This is a genomic window from Companilactobacillus nantensis DSM 16982 (assembly GCF_001435815.1).
GTDB lineage: Bacteria > Bacillota > Bacilli > Lactobacillales > Lactobacillaceae > Companilactobacillus > Companilactobacillus nantensis.
This window is the reverse complement of record NZ_AZFV01000013.1, coordinates 39,470-63,432: the sequence shown is the minus strand read 5'-3', so window position 1 is coordinate 63,432 and position 23,963 is coordinate 39,470. Positions and strand designations below refer to the sequence as shown.

Annotated in this window: 19 protein-coding genes and 1 tRNA gene; 5 read left to right on the top strand and 15 right to left on the bottom strand. The window is 36.7% G+C overall.

Annotation, left to right across the window (positions count from 1 at the left end; genetic code table 11):
- The 8 genes from FD31_RS07145 to yycF form a co-directional block, all read right to left on the bottom strand.
- On the bottom strand, positions 1-2,244 hold the full coding sequence (locus tag FD31_RS07145; RefSeq protein WP_057892083.1) for an ATP-binding cassette domain-containing protein: 2,244 nt from the start codon (positions 2,242-2,244) through the stop codon (positions 1-3).
- Between the two features lie 206 nt (positions 2,245-2,450).
- Entirely contained in the window at positions 2,451-2,930 is a 480-nt protein-coding gene (gene rlmH / locus FD31_RS07140) for a 23S rRNA (pseudouridine(1915)-N(3))-methyltransferase RlmH (protein ID WP_057892082.1), read from the bottom strand.
- A gap of 395 nt (positions 2,931-3,325) precedes the next feature.
- Complete coding sequence (locus FD31_RS07135; protein WP_057892081.1) at positions 3,326-4,708, bottom strand: S1C family serine protease; 1,383 nt, start codon at positions 4,706-4,708, stop codon at positions 3,326-3,328.
- 447 nt (positions 4,709-5,155) lie between these two features.
- The gene (locus FD31_RS07130; protein WP_147007321.1) at positions 5,156-5,965 is read right to left on the bottom strand and encodes an MBL fold metallo-hydrolase; all 810 of its coding nucleotides are present in this window, start codon (positions 5,963-5,965) and stop codon (positions 5,156-5,158) included.
- Positions 5,952-6,764: a two-component system regulatory protein YycI gene (locus FD31_RS07125; protein WP_057892079.1), complete on the bottom strand. Its 813-nt coding sequence runs from the start codon at positions 6,762-6,764 to the stop codon at positions 5,952-5,954. The genes FD31_RS07130 and FD31_RS07125 overlap by 14 nt, the downstream gene beginning before the upstream one ends.
- Positions 6,765-8,078, bottom strand: coding sequence for a YycH family regulatory protein (locus tag FD31_RS07120; protein WP_057892078.1), 1,314 nt, complete (start codon positions 8,076-8,078; stop codon positions 6,765-6,767).
- The gene (walK, locus tag FD31_RS07115) at positions 8,068-9,963 is read right to left on the bottom strand and encodes a cell wall metabolism sensor histidine kinase WalK (RefSeq protein ID WP_057892077.1); all 1,896 of its coding nucleotides are present in this window, start codon (positions 9,961-9,963) and stop codon (positions 8,068-8,070) included. The genes FD31_RS07120 and walK overlap by 11 nt, the downstream gene beginning before the upstream one ends.
- Positions 9,964-10,452: 489 nt before the next feature.
- Positions 10,453-11,154: a response regulator YycF gene (gene yycF, locus FD31_RS07110; protein WP_057892076.1), complete on the bottom strand. Its 702-nt coding sequence runs from the start codon at positions 11,152-11,154 to the stop codon at positions 10,453-10,455.
- A gap of 178 nt (positions 11,155-11,332) precedes the next feature.
- On the opposite strand from yycF, the gene FD31_RS07105 reads away from it, so the two are divergent.
- Positions 11,333-11,405 (top strand) — tRNA-Lys (locus FD31_RS07105).
- A gap of 427 nt (positions 11,406-11,832) precedes the next feature.
- Complete coding sequence (locus FD31_RS07100; RefSeq protein WP_057892075.1) at positions 11,833-12,798, top strand: DUF3644 domain-containing protein; 966 nt, start codon at positions 11,833-11,835, stop codon at positions 12,796-12,798.
- Positions 12,799-13,063: 265 nt separating this feature from the next.
- Here FD31_RS07100 and FD31_RS07095 read toward each other — a convergent pair whose 3' ends face one another.
- Complete coding sequence (locus tag FD31_RS07095) at positions 13,064-13,621, bottom strand: 5-formyltetrahydrofolate cyclo-ligase (protein WP_147007320.1); 558 nt, start codon at positions 13,619-13,621, stop codon at positions 13,064-13,066.
- 91 nt (positions 13,622-13,712) lie between these two features.
- Here FD31_RS07095 and FD31_RS07090 point away from each other — a divergent pair, with 91 nt between their 5' ends.
- Positions 13,713-13,994: a DUF1905 domain-containing protein gene (locus tag FD31_RS07090; protein WP_057892074.1), complete on the top strand. Its 282-nt coding sequence runs from the start codon at positions 13,713-13,715 to the stop codon at positions 13,992-13,994.
- A gap of 37 nt (positions 13,995-14,031) precedes the next feature.
- Here FD31_RS07090 and FD31_RS07085 read toward each other — a convergent pair whose 3' ends face one another.
- The 5 genes from FD31_RS07085 to mmuM all read right to left on the bottom strand — a co-directional run bounded on the left by FD31_RS07085 (position 14,032) and on the right by mmuM (position 19,255).
- A complete protein-coding gene (locus tag FD31_RS07085; protein WP_057892073.1) occupies positions 14,032-14,469 on the bottom strand; it encodes a MarR family winged helix-turn-helix transcriptional regulator in 438 nt (145 codons plus the stop codon).
- Positions 14,469-15,422 carry a quinone oxidoreductase family protein gene (locus FD31_RS07080; RefSeq protein WP_057892072.1) on the bottom strand — a complete coding sequence of 318 codons (954 nt, stop codon included), beginning with the start codon at positions 15,420-15,422 and terminating at the stop codon, positions 14,469-14,471. Before FD31_RS07080 ends, FD31_RS07085 begins: the two co-directional genes overlap by 1 nt.
- Before the next feature lie 223 nt (positions 15,423-15,645).
- Entirely contained in the window at positions 15,646-16,395 is a 750-nt protein-coding gene (locus FD31_RS07075) for an SLAP domain-containing protein (protein WP_057892071.1), read from the bottom strand.
- Positions 16,396-16,507: 112 nt separating this feature from the next.
- Positions 16,508-18,100 (bottom strand): cation:proton antiporter, encoded by a 1,593-nt coding sequence (locus tag FD31_RS07070; protein WP_057892070.1) that lies wholly within the window; start codon positions 18,098-18,100, stop codon positions 16,508-16,510.
- Between the two features lie 207 nt (positions 18,101-18,307).
- The gene (mmuM, locus tag FD31_RS07065) at positions 18,308-19,255 is read right to left on the bottom strand and encodes a homocysteine S-methyltransferase (RefSeq protein WP_057892069.1); all 948 of its coding nucleotides are present in this window, start codon (positions 19,253-19,255) and stop codon (positions 18,308-18,310) included.
- 117 nt (positions 19,256-19,372) lie between these two features.
- On the opposite strand from mmuM, the gene FD31_RS07060 reads away from it, so the two are divergent.
- Both FD31_RS07060 and FD31_RS07055 read left to right on the top strand, forming a co-directional pair.
- Positions 19,373-20,773, top strand: a complete 1,401-nt coding sequence (locus FD31_RS07060) for an amino acid permease (protein ID WP_057892068.1) — start codon at positions 19,373-19,375, stop codon at positions 20,771-20,773.
- Positions 20,774-21,317: 544 nt separating this feature from the next.
- A complete protein-coding gene (locus FD31_RS07055) occupies positions 21,318-21,824 on the top strand; it encodes a GtrA family protein (protein WP_057892067.1) in 507 nt (168 codons plus the stop codon).
- A gap of 45 nt (positions 21,825-21,869) precedes the next feature.
- Here the strand turns inward: FD31_RS07055 and FD31_RS07050 are convergent, their stop codons facing one another.
- The gene (locus FD31_RS07050) at positions 21,870-23,795 is read right to left on the bottom strand and encodes a copper-translocating P-type ATPase (protein WP_057892066.1); all 1,926 of its coding nucleotides are present in this window, start codon (positions 23,793-23,795) and stop codon (positions 21,870-21,872) included.
- Positions 23,796-23,963 lie beyond the last annotated feature (168 nt).

The window sequence follows — 23,963 nt, the reverse complement described above, 5'->3', positions numbered from 1 at the left end:
TTAAATATACTTAGCCGTCACTGACTTTTCATTTTTGAGAATTCCCGCGACCGGCCCTTCATAAATAATTTCTCCACCACGCGAACCACCATCGGGCCCAATATCAATAATCCAGTCGGCACTGCGCATAACATCAACATTATGCTCAATTACGACAACTGTATTACCTTTGTTGACCATATCATTAATGATTCGAATCAAATTTTCAGTATCCGAAACATGTAAGCCCGTCGTTGGCTCATCTAAAATAAAGATATTGCCCTTTTTATTCAATTCTTTGGCAATCTTCAAACGTTGGCTCTCCCCACCAGACAAGGTATTAAGTGCTTGTCCCATTGAAAGATAATCTAAGCCAACATTATGGATATTTTTCAACTTGGAACTGATTTTTTTATCGTCAAAAAATGAGAAAGCTTCTTCAATTGTCATATCCATAACTTCAACGATATTTTTATCTTTAAATTTATACTGTAAAACTTCGGGATCAAAACGACCACCGTGGCATTTAGGACATTCAATTTCTGAATTATCCATAAATGACATATTTAGTTCAATCACACCTTTCCCATTACACTCAGGGCAGGCGCCTTTAGAATTGTAACTGAATAGGCCATCATCAACGTTATTCGTTGAAGCAAACAGTTTTCGAATTTCGTTCATGATACCTGTATAGGTAGCTGAATTTGAACGACTATTTGCATGTAATGGACTCTGATCAATTACTACTGCATCGGGATTTTCTTGAGCAAAAACTTGTTCAACTAACGTACTTTTACCTGATCCGGCAACTCCAGTAATCACTGAGAATAAACCTGTTGGAATATTTAACTGGATATCTTTTAAATTATGTAATGACGACTTCGAACTGCTGACAAATTTATCAGCCATTCGAGGTTTTTTATTTAGTGGCAATTGATGATTTAAATACTTTCCAGTCAACGTATCTGATTGCAACAACTCTTCATACGTCCCCGTAAAGTTAATTTCACCACCATGAATCCCAGCTCGTGGTCCGACATCAACAATATAATCAGCAATTTTAATAACATCAGGGTCATGTTCGACAACTAAAACAGTGTTGCCATTATCACGTAATTTCAATAATAAATCATTTAAGCGGTGAACATCGCGGGGATGCAAACCAGTACTTGGTTCATCCAAAATATAAATCAAGTCGGTCAAACTATTGGATAAGTATTTCACAGTTTTAACACGCTGACTTTCCCCACCAGAAAGAGTTGAGGTTTCACGGGTTAAGTTCAAATAATCTAAGCCAATATTGATCAAATCTTGAATTCTAGCTTTCAAATCAATGAGAATCGATGTCATTCGTTCATCTTGAAATTCATCTAAAGTTGTAATCAACTGATCCAACTGCATATTGGTTAAATCAAAAATATTGTAGCCATTAATTTTTGAATTTAAAACTTGTTGGTTGAATCGCTTCCCGTGGCACATTGAACAAGTCGACATTTCCGCAAACTTTTCAATCTTCTTACGAGCACCATCTGACATTGTTTTATTTTCTTGAATATTTGTACGATAAAACTTTTTGATAATACCTTCGTAATTTGTCTTGAGTTCAGTACCCTTATAGTCAACCTTAACAGTCGCCTCACCATTGAGTAAATTTTCCATCTCTGCAGGAGTAAAATCCTTCACGGGTTTATCGTTGTCAAATAATCCTGAATTGAGTAACGTCTGTAAATAATAAGAGTTATTGCTATAGCCAGGTAACAATACCGCCCCTTGATTCAAGGATTTATCATAATCCAAAGCTTCATCCAGTTTCATGACATAACTGCGACCAATTCCCTCACATTGCGGACACATACCTTCCGGATCATTGAAAGAAAAGGCGTTGCTAGCATTGCCATATTTAGGCTGTCCAAATCGGGAAAACAGAATTCGAAACAACGGACTAATATCACTGATTGTGCCGAGAGTTGAACGAGCATTACCACCCAAAGGCTTTTGGTCGATAATAATTGCAGTTGAAAGATTATGAATCTCGTCAGCGTCAGGACGCTTGTACTTTGGTAAATATAAACGTGTAAAACTATTGTACGTACTATTTAATTGGCGACCAGCTTCTTGAGCAATGGTGTCAAAAACGATTGAAGACTTACCAGATCCAGATACACCAGTAAAAACAGTCAGTTTATTTTTGGGAATTTTTAAACTGATATTTTTAAGGTTATTCTCACGGTCGTTCACTATTTCGATAAACTGTTTTTCAGACATTTGGAACCCCCAATATTTTTTATTTTTAATCAAAAGAGGATTTATTATAGCACATCGCCGTCTTCAGAGTGGATAAATAATGACTCGTCTGGGGAATTATTTCTAACAAAAAAAGATTTCAAATCTCGCGATAATAATTTTTCGAGAAATTTGGAATCTTTTTTGTCTAAATCCGTACTTAATATTATATAGCCTAAAATTTCTAATTACTTATGATAAGTCCGGTGATTAATAATCATAAATGAACGATAAATTTGTTCGGTTAAAACCAAACGCATTAACTGATGTGGCAAGGTAAATTTTCCAAAACAAATACTGTAATCAGCACGTTTTGTCACTTCGGGACTAACTCCCAATGATCCACCGATGACAAAAGTGATGTCAGATGTTCCATATGTGGATAAGTCATCGATTTTTTTCGCCATTTCTTCAGATGTGAGTTCTTTACCCCGCAAATCCAGTAAAATTACGTATTCCTTATCTTTAATTTTACCTAATATTCGTTCACCTTCGATTTGTTTTACTTTTGCATCTTGGGCATCGCTTAAACTTTCAGGCGCTTTTTCATCTGGACACTCGACGATTTGAAATTTACAAAAAGCACCCAAACGCTTGGCGTATTCAGCAATACCAGCCTTGAAGTACTTTTCCTTTAACTTCCCAACAGTCACAATTTTAATATTCATAGTCTAAATCTCCTCGTTATTTATCATACGAAACTATCGTTTAATTGCCAAATTAATTTTCCAAATACGAATTATCATGAGGATTTATTTGTACACAGAAAAATAAAAGTTTGTCTGTTCTTTGTGTAACACTTTTCATTCTTGATTTGACAGTAATTAAGACAAGAAAATAAATTTCATTTATCAAACTATCCACAGCTGTGGGTAATTCTGTGGATAACTTTTCTACAACGGTTTTTCTAAATTTTCGACACTTATACACAAGTTATGCACATCTGTGGAAAAGTCCTGTTTATTAGTTTTCTGAAAAGTCGAAATAAATATCCATTTTGTATATAAATGTTCAAAAAAAAGCGTGAAACCCGTATTAATTGGTTTCACGCTATATTTCGTCATTATTCGGATGTTTTCTTAGTTAGGTGAACTTTGGCTGTATTCAACTTCCCATTTCTGTAATATTGAACATTTACCGTATCGCCAACTGAGTGTGAATACAAGGCTGTGTGTAAGTCTGCAACAGAGTTTACATTCTTATCGCCTAATTTCACGATGACATCGTATTTCTTCATACCAGCAGCCTTTGCGACTGATCCGGTTGTTGTGCTATAAACTACGACACCTTTAGTTACACTACTTGGTAACTTCAAACTTGATTGTGAATCATCCGTAATTTGGTCAAGATCTAAGACCTTAATACCAAGTGATGGACGTTCGACTTTACCATTAGCTACTAATTGATTAATAATCTTAACTACTTCGTTACTTGGAATAGCAAAGCCCATCCCTTCAACCGAAGTACCATCGGTATTAGAAGCCAATTTCATTGAGTTAATACCAACGATTTGACCGGCACCATTAACTAATGGACCACCAGAGTTACCAGGGTTAATTGCAGCATCTGTTTGAAGAACTGTTGCTTCACCAGTTGCTTGACCTGTATTTTGGTCTTGGGTCGTCACAGTTCTGTTTGTAGCTGAAATAATACCTTGAGTAACTGTCGTTGCGTACTCGCTACCTAATGGTGAACCAATAGCAATTACAGGGTCTCCAGGCGAAACGTTGTCAGAGTTGCCAAATGAGGCTGTAGCAGGTACTTTACTGCCAGGAATCTCCAAAACAGCCAAGTCAGTTGCTGTATCAGTACCGACTAATTTAGCAGCCACTTTCGTACCATCTTCCAAAATAATTTCCAAAGAATCAGATCCGGAAACAACGTGGTTGTTAGTTACGATATAACCTTTACCATTTTGCTTAGCATAAATTACACCTGAACCTTCACTGTATTCTTGTAAATTACTGTTATTGGAAGAATTCGAATTAGAATTGGAGTTCGAATTCGAGTTACTATTGTCGCCATTTTCATCCGTTTGCGATTGTGAATTATCTGATGAAGATGAAGAACCACTATCGCCAAACAAATCACCAAAGATAGATGAAAGACTGCCATCACTGGAACTTTGTTCCTTTTGTTTTTGTAAGTTAATAACCGAAACAACGGCACCATTAACTTTTTTATAAGCTCCTGACATTGAGCTAGATGTATTTACTTTTGTATTGCTAACTTGCGTCGTGCCAGCTGTATTACCAACACTAGCTGTATCAGAAGAATTGTTGCCAAAATATGTGAATCCTGCAAAAGCAATCACCACACCTAAGGCAGCTGAGATAAACGCTACAATTCCGGTCTTAAGCAAAGAGTTATTGCCCGGATTTTTATTTGATCCACGTTTTTTTTCTTCTACTCTTGATTCAGACTTGTCGTTATTATCATTATTCATACATTTTCACTTCCCCACACATTTACTAATTCTAATATACCGTTGAATTATGAAAAAATTATGAACGAGCTATGATTAATTTGTTGCCATCTCCAGTTTGGAGGTATTCCATCTGCGGTGTGGACCAATTCGAGCCAAGGTCTCGAATCTCGCTTTGAAGCCTTACGAAAATCACGTAAGTCTCTAAAGACGTCCGTGGACTAAGGGCTAAAGCCCTAAGTCCACCTTCACTGCTGATAGAATACCTCCAAACCTCCGACTAATTTGACTTCAATATATTTATTAATATTAAGACATCGAAAATTTAAATCCGCCAAAATAGCAAGATAAAATATCAGTCTAAATTCAATAAGAGATTTTAAGTTGTTTCTGACTTTAAATAACATCAGAAAACTCAATATCAAACATCCATGACTAATACTCTAGCCTCTGGAGGCGGCCCAAAACCTACAAAGCAATCAATGGATCAGCAATTGCAGGATCTGTATCGTTAATTTTAAAGTCAGAGCCCACGCCAAAATCGTGGTCCTCTAACACTTGAGTTACTTCTTCACGAGCAGCCGCCTTAGTATTGTTTTCGTGACTTAAATGTCCCAAGAAAATTTGTTTAGTTTTGTTACCAATAACGTCCATCAATGTATGGGCACCATCTTCATTTGATAAGTGACCTTTTTCACTCAAAATCCGTTGCTTTAATGGCCATGGATAAAAACCTTCACGCAACATTTCGACATCGTGATTACATTCCATCAAATAACCGTCGGCGTTCTCAATCGTCTTTTGAATTCGATCTGATACATAACCTGTATCAGTTAAGATTACGAATTCTTTGCCATTGTGATAAAACTTATAGAATTGTGGATCGACTGCATCATGTGATACGGCGAAACTTTCAACATCTAAATCATCTAATGACATAACTTTATTGTGGTTGAAAACGTTGATTTGGTCATCTGAAATCTTACCGATTTTTGGTAACATTGCCTCCCAAGTTTTTTGGTTGGCGTAAACGCTGAGGCCATAGCGACGGGCTAAAACTCCAACGCCTTGGATATGATCAGTGTGCTCATGCGTCACAAATAGTGAATCGACTTTGGTAATATCCTTACCGATACTATCCATCGCCCGCTTAATTTTGATTCCAGACAAGCCGGCATCAACTAAGACGCGATGTTTCGGTGTTTCGATATAAGTGGCATTACCAGAACTACTGCTGGCTAAGACACTGATTTTTAAACTATCTTCATTGGGCACTATAATTATCTCCGTTTGTTGAACTCTTTATAATATTGCCAGTAAAGGCATTAACTTTCTTGGTTGTAGAAACTTTACTATCTTTGTTGCGAATTGTCACGAACCAAACTGGAATGTAAATGGTACTATCATTTGCTTCCAACAATTTTGTATAGGCTAAATTAGCATAGGAAATCTTTGAATTGTTGGGAATTTCTGAATTGGCATACAAGTTTGTCACGACTTCTTTTTCACTCTTGATAGCTTGCTTTTCATGCAAAACAATTAGTTTCTTCACATAAGTCTGAGTATAACCTACCACTTCTCCTTCAGAAACGGAAAAAACTAGCTGAGCTGTTTTATCATAAACTTCACCTAAAGAACCTGTGGGAACATAAATCATCTGCGAACTGCTTGAAAGTTGCGGTGCATATTTATAATCTTTACCAAATAAAATGTTACTTTCTTTTTTGACAAATTTGTTCATAACTTCTGTTCTATTGGCTGTTGTGACAGTAATAGGATTATTCAATGTACTTACTAATGTGTGGTTAACATTTTCATATTCAACTTTTTGGTTACGTAATTTTTGGACATTTTGAGCTAGACTATCGTCTGGTTGGGAGCCTAAATAATATGCATTACCATTTTTAGTATCCAAACTACCAAAACTAATATTACGTTTGCGCATTTCGGTTACGGTTGAAGTATTGGTGCTTGTGCTGCTGACCAATTGTTGACTATTGCGAAATGACAAGAATAAAAAGATATCCAGCGAGAAAAATACTATCAAGAATATAACTTCGATTCTTCTAAAATCCATCTACTCTTCCTCCGCACTTTCATTTGTCCATTCTTCATAAGCTTTCCAATGGCCACCAATTTTCACATAATATGTCGGCTTCAAGTCAACAACTTTTTCATTATCGGCTTCAGCTTCCCATTGATAACCAACTTCGATACCTTGGACATCGTTTGGTGAATAACCAGCTCGTTGCAAGCCCTTAAAGATTTCATTCGTTGACTTCAATTTGGTTGCTGCTGAATTAGACGGCACTGGGACTTCAAGTACTTTATTCAAGAAATGTTCCGTACTACCCTTACGACTAAATTTGATGCGAATCGAACCAAATTGACTCTTTTTGAAGATTGGGAATCCTTCGACATATTCACGGAAAATTAAATCCTTGTCACTCCAGTCAGCGCTATAAAGTCGCAAATTGGAGATCGAATTTTGTAAATTGGTAACTTTTTGATAACCACGTTGCAAAAAGGCTAATTGCGTCTTGGGAACAGAAGTATCCGTATAGTCCTCAAACGTTAACTCTTCCGTATTATGATCTGAAATCAAACGTTTGGATTCACCATAGTTGTACGTATAAACACCATTATCTTCAGATGTCACTAACCCATTGGTATTCGAATCAAATAAGGCGGTCGTATATTCACCATCTTTTTTACCACTAATAACGTATGAGTAAGTCTTCAATTTGATTGGATCAACGTAAGATGTGAAGACACCGTGTTTCATAATGTCTAAACGAACTTTTAGATCAATATTAGCCTTATCAACTAATTTAGAAATTGGTACTGACGAAGCATTTTTAACCTTAGCCTTATAGACCGCATAATTATCATCATTAGCTAGATAAATATTTTGGTCCTTTTTATCCTTCAAGTTAACCAAAATACGATTAAATTGATTAGATTTATCATTTTTTAAACTGTCATTATTCAACAAATAACCTAATGTATTGATTGAAATTGATGTTGGATAAACCATCTGTAACGTATTTTTTGCTTGGATAACTTTTTGATATTTAGCACCATCTTTATCCGAAATCAGTTTTGGTTCATCAATTTTCCAATCTTGCATGACCTTTTGAATACTTAAAGAAATATTTTCATTACTGTTATAAATTAAATGTTGATCTGTCTCATCATGCCAAATGACCGATGTCGGACTAATGACTTGATTCATTGGAATCTCATTTTTATTTGATTCGGCAGATGTCACATCAATGTTGCGGCCTCGCTGATAACGCGCCGTATTCGTCCATATAAAGAAGGATAGAACGATACTAGTAATTACGGCCACAACCAAAAGTGCTTGGACAACTACTCGACTAAACTTCATCCCATTCTCCTCCTGTTTCATTAGGATCAAATGGTAAGGAAATATAGAATGTTGATCCCTTACCTTCAGCACTGTTGACCCAAATTCTACCCTTGTGTTGCTCAATAATTTCCTTAGAAATGGATAGACCTAGTCCAGTACCACCTTGTTTTCTTGAACGCGCCTTATCAACACGATAGAAACGTTCAAAGACCTTCTTAATATCCTTTCTTGGAATACCAAGGCCTTCATCGGAAATACTAATAATAATGTGCTTATTAGTCTCCAATAAACGACAAGTTATCACACCACCATCGGGTGAATATTTGATGGCGTTGTTCATAATATTATCGATTACTTGAGTCATCTTATCAGTATCGATTTCAACCCACAAATCTTTGCTGGTGAAAATTCGTTTAATACGATAATTTTTAACAACTTTCGTATCATCTTCTTTTGCATCAGCCTTCTCTTTTTTCAACATCATATCAAAACGATCCAAAATATAAGAGAAGAATTCATTAAAGTTAACTAATTCCTTGTCCAATTTCGAACGTCCCTGATCCATTCGTGACAAACTCAAGAGGTCTTGAATCATCCGAATCATTCGGTCCGTTTCTTCAGCAGTAACGCCTAAAAACTGGGGAGCTAACTTTTGATCTTTCCAAGCACCATTATTCAAAGCATCAATATAACTACTAATACTTGTCAAAGGTGTTCTCAATTCGTGCGAAACATTGGATACGAATTGGCGACGTTCACTATCGATTTTTTGTTGTTCAGTGACATCATGTAAAACACAAACCATACCACTAATGAAGCCACTATTTCTTTGAATCAACGAGAAATCAGCGTTTAAAATCAATGAATTATCATCGACTTCATCATAATCATCAGTGCTGTCATTAGTTTCAATTACCATTGGATCAGGATTTTCCAATAAATCATCAAAGCTAGTCCGGTCTTTAATACCTAATACTTCTACTAAAGGTTGACCGATAGCTTCATCTTCATCTTTCTCCAAAAATTCTTGAGCCATTTCGTTGATAACCGTAATATTTCCCAAACGATTTGTCGCGATAACGCCATCAGACATTTGTGTTAAAACACTGTCCAACCGCCGTCGCTCAGACTCCGAATTTTCCGTGGCTTCCTCAACTTTAACTGACAAATCATTAACTGCCATTGCTAATTGACCTAATTCATCGGGTGAATAAACACGAACTTGTCCAGAATAATCACCTTCGGCCATGCGGACGGCTTGCTGCTTCATTTCATCAATTGGTCGTGTAATTGCACGTGAAATAAAAATAGCAATCGTGGCACCCAAGAGACCAGCTACTAATGAAGCCGTTAGGAAAATCAAAATGATACTGTTAATACCGCTATAAACAGACTCCATGCTGGCACGAACGTAAATTGCTCCAACGACAGTACTATTATCCGGTGAAGTTACCGGTAAAATCGACTCGTAAGAGCTACCATTTTGCTTTTCATAATATATTTGTGTGATTTTTTTATCGTTACGAATACTTTGTTTGATATTATCTTTCAAAGTTTGGGTACCGACAATATTATTTCCATCGGAATCCTTGGCCCCAACAATGATTCCGCTTCGATCGACTACTTGTACGTCAGTAATATCAGTGCTGACTCGCGAATAATCTTGAATCGCATTTCCGATATTTTCACGGGTATGTTGATCATTATCCGTTAAGTTTTCAGAAATTTGATTGAGCGTATACGCTGGCACCTGAACTGAAGTTTCAAAAGTTGCGACATTTTGATCTTCTAGCTGACGCACAAAATAGGCCCCAATGATTTCAATTGTGACGATTAAAATTAAAATAAATGACAATCCGATTTTGAAATTAATCGAATGTAAAAAAACAAACCTATTTTTCAAAATATTTCCACCTAAATTGTACAGACTTATATATATTATACAGCTATGCTGAAAACAAAAAAACTGACTTGCATTCGTAAGATCCCGCCAGAGCTTGAACGCGACAAAGCCTGCTGTGGGACCGGCTCGAGCCAAGGTCTCGACCCTCGATTTTGAACTTCGCACAGACCGCGAATTTCAAAATACGTCCTGTGCTGTAAGAGCTAAAGCTCTAACACCACCGTCACTGCTGGCTTTGTCGCGTTCAAGCTCCGGCTAGTTTATTTTTTAACTATTAGTCTACTTAAGAAATTTAATAGGCAAATATACATGAAATGAACTAGTAGTAAAAACTTGGGAATATTTTTTTAGCATTGTAATCGACTTTTTTATTACGGATAACTTGGCACAGTTGTGGAATAGCATTAGTTTAACTACTAAAAAAAGCCCTCAACATTTTTGCTGAGGACTTTTCTTTAATTTTATCTTTCAATGATGAATAACTTTGAACTAATCACCGTCTGGGTCTCTTAGATAGTAACCAACGCCACGACGGGTCATTAGCCATTCTGGTTGACTTGGATTGTTTTCAATCTTTTCGCGCAAACGTCTAACTGTAACGTCAACGGTTCTTACGTCACCAAAATAATCATAGCCCCAAACTGTTTGAAGCAAGTGTTCACGTTTCATTACTTGTCCAATGTGTTGAGCTAAATAGTGCAGTAATTCGAACTCACGATGAGTTAATTCAATTTCCTTACCATTCTTTGTGACTGTATATGCATCGGGGAGAATGGTTAAATCACCAATCTTAATCTCACTAGTTTTAATGTCTTCACTATGTGCATGTGTTTGGGTTCTTAAACGAGCCTTAACACGGGCAACTAATTCTCGATTAGAGAATGGCTTAGTGACATAATCATCTGCCCCAAGTTCTAGGCCAATAACCTTATCAATTTCGGTATCTTTAGCCGTTAACATAATAATTGGAGTATCTTTAGTTTTTCTGATAGTTCTCGCTACTTCAAGACCGTCAATAACCGGAAGCATCAAATCAAGTAAAATTAGGTCTGGATCATCCTCATCTACTTTGTCCAAAGCTTCTTGTCCATCAAAAGCAGTTATGACTTCGTAGCCTTCATTTTCCAAATTATATTTAACAATATCGGAAATTGGTTTTTCATCATCCACTACTAGAATTTTCTTAGCCATATAATTTATCTCCTTGACGTGAATATTATACAAGTTATTAGTTATTAAAACAAAAGGACCATAAAGTGACCTTAACTTTTTTGAATTTTTTTTAAAAAAAAGCTTGTCATAAATTTGGAGCTTATGGTATGATATATCTCGTTGGTTGAGAGAGATACGCAATCAACGCTAGATACATGGGTGGTTAGCTCAGCTGGCAGAGCAACGGACTCTTAATCCGTGGGTCTGGGGTTCGATCCCCCAACCACCCATAAATGCGATTATCGCTTAAACCGATTATGATGAAAATCATGATCGGTTTTTTAGTATTTTGTTTTCATACTATTTTATCAAGTTCCACAAATATATTTTACTGCTGGGGTGGTAAAGACTGTCAGTCACAGGATTGACGGTCTTTTTTTATTTTGCAGATATTAATACTAACATCATTAGATTACTTATTACAGTAATTTGAATGAAAAATTAACCCTATTAATAATCTGTAGTCAATTGAAACGACGGCGAAATAACTCACTTCTAATGTTTTATATTTCAAACAACCTGTTTTAGATCGTACTAATTTTTAATGCCGCTTTATTTATTCACTTGTGGTGAAACATATTGTTCAGCAAAATTATATACTATATTAGTCAACTACTTATATTCAATACACCCATACAGATATGGAGTAATTAACCAATGGAAAATACTAAAAGGCGATTAGTTGATAAAAGTGTTGAAGCTTTTATCATGGGTATAGAAATTTATAATAAGCCAACTATTAAGTATAGGATAGAAGGGTTCAGCTTTTTTATCTGCAACGCTTGGGAATTGATGCTAAAAGCAGAATTATTAAATAGCGATGAAAGCATCTATTTTAAAGATAGGCCTGATAGAACATTGAGCCTTAGTGATGTTATAAAAAAAATATATTCTGACAAGAATACCCGTATTAGATTAAATCTAGAAAAAATAATTGAACTAAGAAATACAAGCACACATTTTATAACTGAGGATTATGAAGTTAAATATGCACCTTTATTTCAAGCTTGTACTATTAATTTTGTAAATGAAATTCAAAGATTTCATGGAGTTGATATGACTAAATATATACCTCAAAATTTTCTTACAATTTCAGCAAGATATGAACCATTATCCAATGAAGAAATAAAATTCAAATATCCTGCAGAAATTGCTGAAAGATTAATTAAACAAACTAATGAAATAGATGTTTTGAGTAAAGAATACGACTCTGACAAATTCTCGATAAATATTAAGCAACAATTATTTATAACTAAGAAAAAATCAGATGCCGATTTCACAGTTAAAGTTGATAAAACATCAGATAATAAAGTTGCTTTCATAAAAGAATTAAAAGATCCGTCTGATACTCATAAGTACTCATACAATAATGTAATTACTGCTGTTAACGAACGCTTAAAAAAGCAACATCTAAAAATAAACTATATCCCCGGATTTAACCAGTACGTACTTAACCTAATCATAGATTTCTATGACATTAAACAAACACCTAAATATTCATACGAACACATTATTGGCAAACAACATAACTTTACATACTCTCAACAGTTTATCGACTTTATAATGAACGAAATAAAAAATAACCCTAACAATTTTGTCGAAAGTCTAAAAAAGTCCAAATAAAAAAAGATAACCTCAGGCACATAGGAATTCTCAGTACGTTCACGTACCTACCCCATTATGGGACCCAGCGTTATTCCTTCACAAGTTATCTTAAGTACATAAAATATAACAATAATCCCACTCTTTGTAAACAACCAAGTAAGGAATGGGACAAAACCAATCCTATGGGAAATTAATCATGGTAAACGTAATTTCTACTGAGAATAATAAAGGATAGTTCCAAGAAATAGATAAATTTCTTGGAACTATCCTCTTTTTTAATTATTTAATCCACAAAAATCAAACGTTGAATCTTAATATCATGTTCTTTAATTTCCCAATCAGCACTTTCAAAATGCATAGCTGATGGCACTAACGCCACTGTTTTACCAGAATATTCAGCTAAGAAACGGTCATAATAGCCACCACCAAAGCCTACTCGATAATTAGAATCCTCTGCAAATGCTAAACCAGGGACAATTACCAAATCTGGTGTTTGATTGACTAATTTCTCATCATAAACTGGTTCTGGAATACCAAAATCACTGCGTACCAAATCTTCACTGCTAGTAAATGGTAGAAAAGCCATCTGACGGTGTGGCATAGTTTTTGGTAAATAAATTTGCTTGCCTTCAGCTTGGGCGGCCTCAATAATTGGAGTCGTTGGAACTTCAAACGGTGCACTGACTGTTGTCGCAATTGTCTTGGCATTTTTCCATTCGGAAGTTTCCTGCAATTTCTTGAGTAACTCTACCCCTTCAGTCCGTGTTTTTAATTGATTCTTTTGTAATTGTTTAATTTGTTGTTTACGTAAGTCTTTTTTATCGATAAGCTTGCCCTCCAAAACCGTTATTTAACATTAATAGTTTACAGTTAATCATCTGCAACTTAAAACTGATATGCTTAGTTAAAATATATTTTGACGAGGTCAAAAAATGAAAACTTACAAATTCACATCCCTAATCCAAGCATCTGAAGTCGGCAAAGGTGGTGCCTTCGTTGAATTTCCTTACGATATTCGTAAAGAATTTGGTAAAGGTCGTGTCAAAGTTCATGCAACTTTCGACGGTATTCCTTATGATGGATCAATCGTAAATATGGGCGTTAAACGTGAAGATGGCAGCATCTGTTACATTTTAGGAATTCTCAAATCAATTCGACAACAATTGAAGAAAAATATCGGTGACTCAGTTGAAGTCACTGTATCCGAACGCTAAAAGCACGTGAAATCCAGATTGGACTTCACGTGATTTTTTATTTCTCAAAATTATTTAATGTCTCTGCTAAATGTTGCAAATTAACGAGCAATGATTGCTTTTCTTCATCAGACCAGCTATTTAAAGCCTGACTGATATTATTAATCCTCGTCGCATCTAAAATTTGCTTTAATTGCTCACCAGATTTAGACAATTGAATCGAACGGATTCTCGCATCAACTTCAGCGTCTTTGGTCGTAACCAATTCCTTTTGTTCCAGCTTATCAATCTGACGACTAACGCTTGAATGGCTTTTTCCTAAAACATTAGCCAAATCACTAACATTGGTTGGTTGCATCCGACCGATTGTCACGAATAATTGGAATGAAGTGGCCTCTAGTTTAACGCCAGCATCTTTAATGAAGGCTTTGTCACGATCAGTTCGATTAAAGAACGAAACAATCGTTACTAATGCTTGAATTAATTCATTTTCCATTATTGCACCGTTACGACCGCACGTGGTGTCAACGGTGCCTTCCAGGCTGTTTCAATTTCTGATAGTGGAAAATCATTCGTCGTCATTTGGATATTTTCTTTTGCTGCCCATTCGAAGACACCACTAATGGCTGACATCAATTCAGGCATCGTCGCACTTTTGACACCACTACCTAAAATTTCAATTGCTGAAGAACGTAAGATGGCTGATGGCAAAGTAATGTCCGATTGTCCGGCCGAAGCACCGATGCTGACAAAGCGTGTCACAGTGTGGCCACCGAATTGAGCAACCGACTTCATAATAGCTAAGGCACTATCACCCCACAAATAATCAAGAACGACATCAACCCCAGTTTGGAAAAAATCTTTTAAGTCAGCGGTAAACTTTTCAGCCCCATCAGTTGCAGTCATATCAAAGGCAACAGCCTCATCAGCACCTAATTTGTTCAATTTTTCAGCATTACGTCCAGTGACAATAACTTTTTTTGCCCCTAAATGATAAGCAATTTTGACTGCTAAACTACCGGCAGTTCCCGTTGCTCCATTGATTAAAACAGTTTGTCCAGCTTCAAAATGAGCTCGACTGATCAATGCTGCCCAAGATGACATCCCTGGATTAGCAATCGCTGCCGCAGTCACATCATCGATTCCATCAGGCAACGGTATCGTCAATTTATGATTGACCAACGTCTTTTCGGCCAAAGTTCCGAAAGGTGCATTCGTAGCTAAAAAGTAAACTCGTTTGTCATTAATTGTTCCAACACCATCAGTTCCCGCAACATTGGGATAAACTTGACTGGCTGAATAATGACGCCCCATAGCACGCATTTTCGTCAAATTACTCAAAGCTGATGCTGTCACATCAACAACTACATTTCCTTCATTAGCTTGTGGTTCTTCAAAATCTCCATAAATCGGTTCAATTCCTCGTTGTTTAACAATAGCTGCTTTCATATTATAATTACCTCTTTTTTTAAAAATTTTAATTGTTTAAATTATTATGTGCATTTTGCACTCATTAAAAATAACACCATTAGGTGCATTATGCAACTAATTTTGAAAAGAGATAATAATTTGCATCACTAAAATAAACTAGTCGGAAGAACCGAGACTTGAGACCTTGGCTCGAATCGGTCCGCATAGCCAGTTAAACTTTTCTCGGTTCTGGAGACGGCAATCAAACAATCACATCAGCCATTGAAACATATTCGTCAGTCGCAACACGATAATACCCAGCACCACCGATAACACAATATTCATCGGTATACCATTTAGTATTAGGCCCCAAAGCACGATCAATTATTGGTTGATCATTACTATTATAAAGTTGCGCTGGGTGACCAGCTCTAGTTGCAATTACCCGACTAATTGGAAAAACAATTGTATTTTCGTAAACACGAACATCAATTGCACTAACATATTCATTACCACCAACACGATAATAGGTTCCACTGGCAATATTACTTATTTGATCAATTTTCCATAAAGATCCATCTGGTAGTGTTCTGCCAATGGGATGACCCGTTGAATCATATACTGCAGCTCCATCTAACGAAGTAACCGCAACACCATCATAATTTCCAGCTGATTCTGTACCCAAATTATCCTTTAAGCCACTGTCTACCATATATTCAACATCAACTGACTTCACGAATTCATTATTACCAATGCCATAGTAAGAACCATCATACAAAGTATTCTCAATATCCGTTTTCCACTCAGACCCCATTGGCAAAAAGCGTCCAGTTGGTTGTCCATAAGCAGTATAAATTTGTGCCCCAGTATCCCTAACTTTAACAACAGAATTTCCAACTTCAGTATATCCATAGTAATTATCAGCAGCCTTTGTAATCAAAGGACTGGCCATACCATCAGCACTTAATGCTAATAATGAAGAAAACAATAAACCTTTTACTAATTTCTTCATAATCTCATCTTCTTAAATTTCTAAATAAAGCAATAACATCTTTCGTTATCGCGATACATTCTAACAAATTAAAAAAAGACCAGCGCTTATAAACGCTAGTCATTTAGTACAGCTATTCAACTTCATCCTTAGCTTCTGAAACCGTTGGTCCAATTACCAATGATTCCGCCATCAAAACTTCATTGTATAATTCAAAAATATAATCTTGATATTCAACTTCACTTTGCGAGATCATATCTAAATACACGCGCTCTTGGCCTAAAGCATTCATAAATGCCCGCATTTCCAATTCTTTTTCATCGCCTGTAAATTCAGAATGCTTAACAACTTTCATCCACTCTTTTACAAAATCCCGCGTCCTAGTTCGTTGTTTCTGTGCCATCAAATCAAATATAACTGAATTTTTAACATTCTCTGGCAAATACATTTTGTTGACTGCATCCAACGCTTGGTGAACCATATTAACGCGAATTTCAGTGATTTTTTTCGTAACTTCCTCATCTGGAGCCTCATGTGGCAAGATAAATCGGAAAACAATGGTTGGTACGATCAAGCTCAAAATAATGAGAACGCTCTCTGACATCAAAACTAAATTGAAATCACTATTTTTAACATGATATTCTGCCAAAGTGTAAGCCAATGCCAAGGTGACTGCACCATGAACCCCGCCCAATGAAAAAATCCAGCCAGACAAATTGTTAAATTTTAAACGAGTTCGTCCATAAACATATCTCACTAAAACATTGATAATATACAAGAGAATCCCTATTCCTAACCAGGTTAGCGAATTTGCCGAAATATTTTCGTCAGCAATAATTTTGGTAAACATAAATCCTAAGATAACAAAAACAACACTATTGAAAATCTCCGTAATCATCTTCTGAATATCGTTCCCTAAATGAACCTGCAATGAATTAGTTAATCGACTCCGCTGTGATTCGGCGTTGGAAACTAATCCTGCACAGACAACTGCAATAATACCGGAAATATGAATTTCTTCAGCTAAGTAATACAAAACAAATGGTTCAACGATATACAGTAATATCTGCGCATTTAAGGAATTATACGACGTTCGAACCAAGGTCTGACGAAACAAAACCATCACCCAAGCGAACGCAAACCCAACTAATACACCACCAACCGCAGAAATCAAAAAATCACTGACAGTTTCCTGATAGTTGATATAACCGTTGAGATACCATAAAGTTCCCATGTTCAATAAAATAATTCCGGAAGCATCATTAAATAATGATTCCATCTTCAAAAATGTTCCCTCAGTTTTAGGCATCTGGAGACCATTAGTCACAGACTCCATGGCTGTGGCATCGGTTGGCGTACTAATAGCTGCCAAAATGAAAGCTAATGGCAGACTAATACCTGCTGCAATGTGAACGCCAAAGCCGACAAAGACTAAACATAAGACAACTAGTGCCACAGCTGTCTGAACGATATGTTTTAATTCTTTACCCACCGAATTAAGACGAGTTGCTTGTCCCTCAAAAAACAGCAGTGGTGCGACAATCATTCCGATAAAAATATCGGAATCGAAATTTTCAACATGACTCCCTAAGCTAGGAATCAGAAATAATCCCACTCCAATAATCATGCTGATGTAATTTACTGAAATTTTGGAAAAGATTTGTGACACGAAAATACTGACAACTGCTGCCAAAATCAATACAAAGGTCGAAACCATTAGGCTCATAGTATTGGCCCCCCCTCATTTTTAATCACCATAAATATAGCACATTATCAGTCTAGACACGGTTTGCTAACTATTAAGTTCATTAAAAAAGGGCCGATAATCTCAATCAAAAAATTGAAATTATCGGCCCTTTTGGCACCAATTTGTTTCACATGGAACATATGGTATTAAAGCATCACAAAAACACTATATATGGTATCGGAATATTTAATTGATAAAATTGCTTATTTCTTTTATATCTGACGGTGTTGTTCGACAACAACCACCAATCAATTTAGCACCAGCATCTAACCACTCTGGAACTAAGTCTTTAAAAGTATCTGCCTGGGGATTAGCTTGCCACGTTTTTGTTTCTGGATCATAAATATCACCATTATTAGGATAAACAATAATAGGTTTATCAGTTACTTGATGAATATTACGAATAATTTCATTAATATTTTCTAAGGTTGTGCAGTTAACCCCAATTGCGGAAATTTGATCGGCACCATTGAAGTATTTAACTGCCTCAGCTAAGGAAGTTCCATCGCACAAAGTTTCTTCATCTTTAACGCTAAACGTCAACCAAGCTTGTTGCTTAGGAAATTTATCCATCAACAAATCAACTAACGCATTAGCTTCATCAAAATTGGGCTGTGTTTCAAATGCAAATAAGTCTACTCCAGCTTGATCCAGTAGTTGCATCCGTGAATAATGAAATTCTTGAAACTCAGCTTTAGTCAAGTTGTAGTCTCCTCGATATTCACTACCATCAGCTAAATAGGCACCATAAGGGCCAACACTTCCGGCAATCAATGGGTCTGGGGCTCTTTTTTTACGTTCATCATCTGACAAACTCCCATAATATTCATCACATGCAGTCCTTGCTAATTCAACCGCTTTAACAATTAACGCTTCACTTTCTGACTCGCTCCACCCTAATTCCATAAACTTGGAGACATTTGCTTGATAAGTATTTGTTGTCGCCACATCAGCCCCATTTTCAAAATAACTTTTGTGGACAGCAATAATTTCATCGGGATGATCAATCAAAGCAGTTGCTGACCAAAGGTCACTACTTGTATCAACGCCACGTTTTTCCAATTCAGTTGCCATCGCCCCATCAACAACTAAACCTTTACGATATTTCAAATCTGTTGCTATCAAATCACTCATCTGGCCATCTCCCAAAATTTTAACTAACTTGCCATCTATTATCATGTAGTCTATCATACAAATTAAACTTTTTTAATTTCATTCTAATTTAATCTATGATACAAGGGTGCTAAGTCTATGGAAGATAAAGAAAATACGCATATTAAATTAAAACGCAATATGGAGTCACGGCACTTATTTATGATTTCTCTCGGGGGCGTTATTGGAACGGGACTCTTTTTAAGCTCTGGTTACACAATTCATGAGGCTGGTCCTGTTGGGACAATTTTAGCTTACGGTATCGGTGCAGTGGTCGTTTACTTAGTTATGCTTTGTCTCGGAGAACTATCGGTTGCTATGCCAGAAACTGGTTCATTTCACGTTTACGCTGACAAATATATCGGCCCAGGAACTGGTTTTACAGTTGCCATCCTTTATTGGCTCACATGGACCGTCGCACTAGGTTCCGAATTTACGGCCGCTGGCTTAATTATGCAACAGTGGTTTCCTCATTCACCAACCTGGATTTGGAGTGCTTTATTTATGGCCGTAATTTTTATATCAAATGCACTATCAGTCCGTTTTTTTGCTGAGACGGAATTTTGGTTTTCTAGCATTAAAGTCATCGCTATCATTTTATTTATCATAATCGGTTTTCTAGCAATCTTCGGTGTCATTCATATCAAGGGCACGACCCAAGCTCCTATGTTTACGAATTTATTTAAAGATGGACTCTTTCCAAATGGTTTCAAAGCGGTCTTCACAACAATGTTAACCGTTAACTTTGCCTTTTCTGGAACAGAACTAATCGGCGTCACAGCGGGCGAAACCAAAGATCCTGGTAAAAACATTCCTCGAGCCATTCACACGACTTTAATCCGGTTGATCATCTTCTTTATCGGCAGTATCGTCGTCATGTCTGCTTTGATTCCTTGGCAAAAAGCTGGTGTCAATCAAAGTCCATTCGTCTTAGTTTTCAAAAGTATCGGTTTGCCATTTGCTGGTGATTTAATGAATTTTGTCGTCCTAACGGCTATTTTATCAGCTGCCAACTCCGGCCTATACGCTTCAACTAGAATGTTGTGGTCACTAGCTAATGAAGGCATGATTCCGTTGAAATATGCCAAAACTAATTCCCGAGACGTCCCCATGATTGCACTTTGTCTAAGTATGGTCGGCGGTATCCTCGCCTTAGTTTCCAGTGTCATTGCAGCATCCACTGTATATCTGGTCTTAGTTTCTATTTCTGGACTAGCAGTCGTTATCGTTTGGATGGCAATTGCTCTATCCGAAATCAATTTTCGGAAAAGCTTTCTCAAGTCAGGCCACTCACTCTCAGAATTAAAATTCAAAACGCCATGGTATCCAGTCGTTCCGTGGGCAGCGTTCATCATGAGTCTTTTATCATGTGTGCTAATAGTTTTTGACCCCAACCAACGTTCGGCTCTCTTTTATATGATTCCGTTTCTAGTTCTTTGCTACGGTGTTTACTATGGTAAAGAATATTGGAAAAAACGTCGGTTAAAATCAGAAAAATAATAATTTTGAATCCAACCTACTTTGATAATCTATTTCCCTAATAATACAAGTCCAATACTCGTGGTGCTAGTTAATTCATTGTGTGATTTATTAAATTCAAAGTATGGATATAGCTTATTCTTTAGGTAATTATGGTAAAACTAAAAGATTACCGTTTATTTACAAAAAACTAGCTGGAAAGAACAAGAATTTAGGTCGCTGTGTAGGTGGTGTAATGGCTTTAGCCATTACACCACGGGACGAGTTTTGAAACTCGCGGTTTATGCGAGGTTCAAAATCGAGGTTCGAGACCGCCCTTTGGCTCGAACCGGTCCCCATAGCGACCTAAATTTCTTGCTCTTGGAAGTGACATATTTAACTAGCACCACACGTAAATCCAATTAATAATTCTATGTAATTAACCACTATTGATATCTTGCTCCCATAAGCGGCCATATAGTCAAACTTAATTTTCAGCTCTTACGGCGGCATTTTTATTGTTATAGACCGGCTAAAAAGGTTTAATATAAAGTTATAGGCTTTAAATTTGGGAGAAATAATTATTATGAATAAGAAAACAGATCTTAACGAAGAAAGTCCACTAACAAAAGTTATTGATGATGTTTCAGAGGGTATTAATGATGCTGGAACTGTTTTTAATTCTGAAGAAACACCAGTAATTGCAGATAGCACCGGTAAGGAAGCCGTTCGCTACCTACTTTGGGGATTACTATCAGTTGTCGTAAACTTTGGGACATTCTTCCTTTTATATCACACAATGCATTTGAATTATCAATTTGCTAATATTGTTGCTTGGTTCTTGGGCGTTCAAGTCGGATTTTGGGTTGACCGAATCATTGTCTTCCGTCACAAATCAAACACCGCTTTTAGAGAAATGTTGGCCTTCTATGGGACAAGAATTTTAACTTTCTTGATTGAAACAGCCACACTCTGGGTTGGAATTTCCTTACTCAGCGCTAACGGTACTGGTTCCAAAGTTGTCGGTCAAATTTTGGCAATTGTTGGTAACTACATCTTATCGAAATTTTTTATTTTCAAAAATAAACATTAAATTTAATCATAAAAAAGGGACCTCCATCATTGGAAGTCCCTTTTATTATGCAGTTTTTACATCTCCAGAAATTTTAGCTTTATTTAAAAGCACTGAACTTGTCACAACTGACAATGAACTGAATGCCATTGCGAATCCAGCTAACTCCGGACTGAGTGTTAATCCGAAAGTGTAGAAAATTCCGGCAGCGACTGGAATACCTAAAACGTTGTAGACAAAGGCCCAGAACAAGTTGAGTTTGATACGATTGAACGTCTTCTTACTCAATTCCAAAGCTTTTGCAACGTCCCGAAGGTCATTCTTCATCAAAACAATTCCACCAGATTCAATTGCAATATCCGTTCCTGAACCCATGGCAATTCCGACGTCAGCCATTGTTAAAGCAGGTGCATCATTGATACCATCACCAACAAAGGCAACCTTACCAGCTTTTTGTAAAGCTTCAACGTGGTCAGCTTTATCACCAGGTAAAACATCTGCGATAACTTCATCAATCCCAACATCTTGGGCAATTGCTTTGGCAACCCGTTCGTTATCACCAGTCAACATTACGGTTCTTAATCCACGAGCTTTCAACGTAGCAATCGCTTCTTTAGAAGTCTCCTTAGGAGCATCCTGAATCGCAATCAAACCAACAATCCGTTGATCCACTCCAACAAAGACGACTGTTTTAGCTTCATCTTGCAGGCGAATCATCTGTTTATTTAATTCTGAATCAATTTTTATCTCATTTAATAACTTATCATTTCCAACAAAGGCTTGTTGTTGGTTAATTGTGGCAGAAACACCCTTACCCTCGATAGCTTGGAAATTTGAAACTGTGGCAGCTTGAATTTGTTCAGCTTGAGCCTTATCCAAAATAGCTGCAGCCAAAGGATGTTCCGAAGATTCTTCCAACGCAGCGGCAATCGTTAACACTTGTTTTTCATCACCGATAATATCAGTTACTTCAGGCTTACCTTTGGTGATAGTTCCAGTCTTATCGAAAACAACTGTTGTAACATCGTTAACATCTTCCAAAACTTCACCATTCTTAATCAAGATACCCATTTTGGCACCACGACCAGTCCCTACCATCAAGGCTGTTGGTGTCGCTAAACCTAACGCACATGGACAGGCGATGACAAGCACTGATACAGCGAAGATCAAGGCTGTAGCAACTGATGCGCCTAAGAATACATACCAAACAGTAAATGTGAGAATTGATAAACTCAACACTAGCGGTACGAAAATTTCCGATACTTTATCGGTTAAATTCTGAATTGGAGCGTGACTATTTTGCGCTTTTTTAACCAATTCAACAATTTGTGAAAGCATCGTATCAGAACCAACTTTTTCAGCTTTGAACATAAAAGTTCCGTTACTATTCATTGTTGAACCGATAACTTTGTCACCGATATTTTTAGCAACAGGCATACTTTCACCAGTAACCATTGATTCATCAACAGTTGAATTACCTTCGGTGATTACACCATCGACCGCAATTTTTTGACCAGGTTTAACACGAATCACATCTCCAGCCACAATTTCAGATAACGGTACACGAACCAATTGACCATTGCGCATAACTTCGGCATCTTTAGCCTGTAAATCAACTAATTTTTCAATCGCATTTGAAGCATTGTTACGCATTCTTTCTTCAAAAACTTGTCCTAGTAAAACAAACGTTACAACGAAGGCCGCACTTTCAAAGAAGACTGCTTGATGAGTAAACATGGCGTAGATACTGTAAATATATGCGGTAGCAGTACCAATAGCGACCAATGTATCCATATTTGAATGGTGCTTCTTAAATGAAGACCAAGCACTATCCATGAACGGACGAGCTGCCACTCCCATAACGACAGTTGTCAAAAGAAACTGAATCCACTCACTACCCGGAACCATAATTCCAAAAGGCATCAAGATCATTCCAATCAACATTGGAATAGAAAAAATCAACGAAATCCAAAAACGTTTTGTGATAGTCATACTAATTCCCCCTCAACTACTCAAGTTCAACTAAATACATGTAATCAATTTAAATACCGACTTTGTTTAATATAAAAATCATTTCTATTCAACAAACCAACTAGTCGGAAGAGCTGAGAAAATAGTTAATGGCAGTGAAAGTGGCGTTAGAGCTTTAGCTCTTACACC

What these genes read in the sequence shown, in the direction of transcription:
- FD31_RS07145 (WP_057892083.1), bottom strand. Translation starts at nt 2,244, where the DNA reads ATGTCTGAAAAACAGTTTATCGAAATAGTGAACGACCGTGAGAATAAC.
- rlmH (WP_057892082.1), bottom strand. Translation starts at nt 2,930, where the DNA reads ATGAATATTAAAATTGTGACTGTTGGGAAGTTAAAGGAAAAGTACTTC.
- FD31_RS07135 (WP_057892081.1), bottom strand. Translation starts at nt 4,708, where the DNA reads ATGAATAATGATAATAACGACAAGTCTGAATCAAGAGTAGAAGAAAAA.
- FD31_RS07125 (WP_057892079.1), bottom strand. Translation starts at nt 6,764, where the DNA reads ATGGATTTTAGAAGAATCGAAGTTATATTCTTGATAGTATTTTTCTCG.
- FD31_RS07120 (WP_057892078.1), bottom strand. Translation starts at nt 8,078, where the DNA reads ATGAAGTTTAGTCGAGTAGTTGTCCAAGCACTTTTGGTTGTGGCCGTA.
- yycF (WP_057892076.1), bottom strand. Translation starts at nt 11,154, where the DNA reads ATGGCTAAGAAAATTCTAGTAGTGGATGATGAAAAACCAATTTCCGAT.
- FD31_RS07100 (WP_057892075.1), top strand. Translation starts at nt 11,833, where the DNA reads ATGGAAAATACTAAAAGGCGATTAGTTGATAAAAGTGTTGAAGCTTTT.
- FD31_RS07090 (WP_057892074.1), top strand. Translation starts at nt 13,713, where the DNA reads ATGAAAACTTACAAATTCACATCCCTAATCCAAGCATCTGAAGTCGGC.
- FD31_RS07085 (WP_057892073.1), bottom strand. Translation starts at nt 14,469, where the DNA reads ATGGAAAATGAATTAATTCAAGCATTAGTAACGATTGTTTCGTTCTTT.
- FD31_RS07080 (WP_057892072.1), bottom strand. Translation starts at nt 15,422, where the DNA reads ATGAAAGCAGCTATTGTTAAACAACGAGGAATTGAACCGATTTATGGA.
- FD31_RS07075 (WP_057892071.1), bottom strand. Translation starts at nt 16,395, where the DNA reads ATGAAGAAATTAGTAAAAGGTTTATTGTTTTCTTCATTATTAGCATTA.
- FD31_RS07070 (WP_057892070.1), bottom strand. Translation starts at nt 18,100, where the DNA reads ATGAGCCTAATGGTTTCGACCTTTGTATTGATTTTGGCAGCAGTTGTC.
- mmuM (WP_057892069.1), bottom strand. Translation starts at nt 19,255, where the DNA reads ATGAGTGATTTGATAGCAACAGATTTGAAATATCGTAAAGGTTTAGTT.
- FD31_RS07060 (WP_057892068.1), top strand. Translation starts at nt 19,373, where the DNA reads ATGGAAGATAAAGAAAATACGCATATTAAATTAAAACGCAATATGGAG.
- FD31_RS07055 (WP_057892067.1), top strand. Translation starts at nt 21,318, where the DNA reads ATGAATAAGAAAACAGATCTTAACGAAGAAAGTCCACTAACAAAAGTT.
- FD31_RS07050 (WP_057892066.1), bottom strand. Translation starts at nt 23,795, where the DNA reads ATGACTATCACAAAACGTTTTTGGATTTCGTTGATTTTTTCTATTCCA.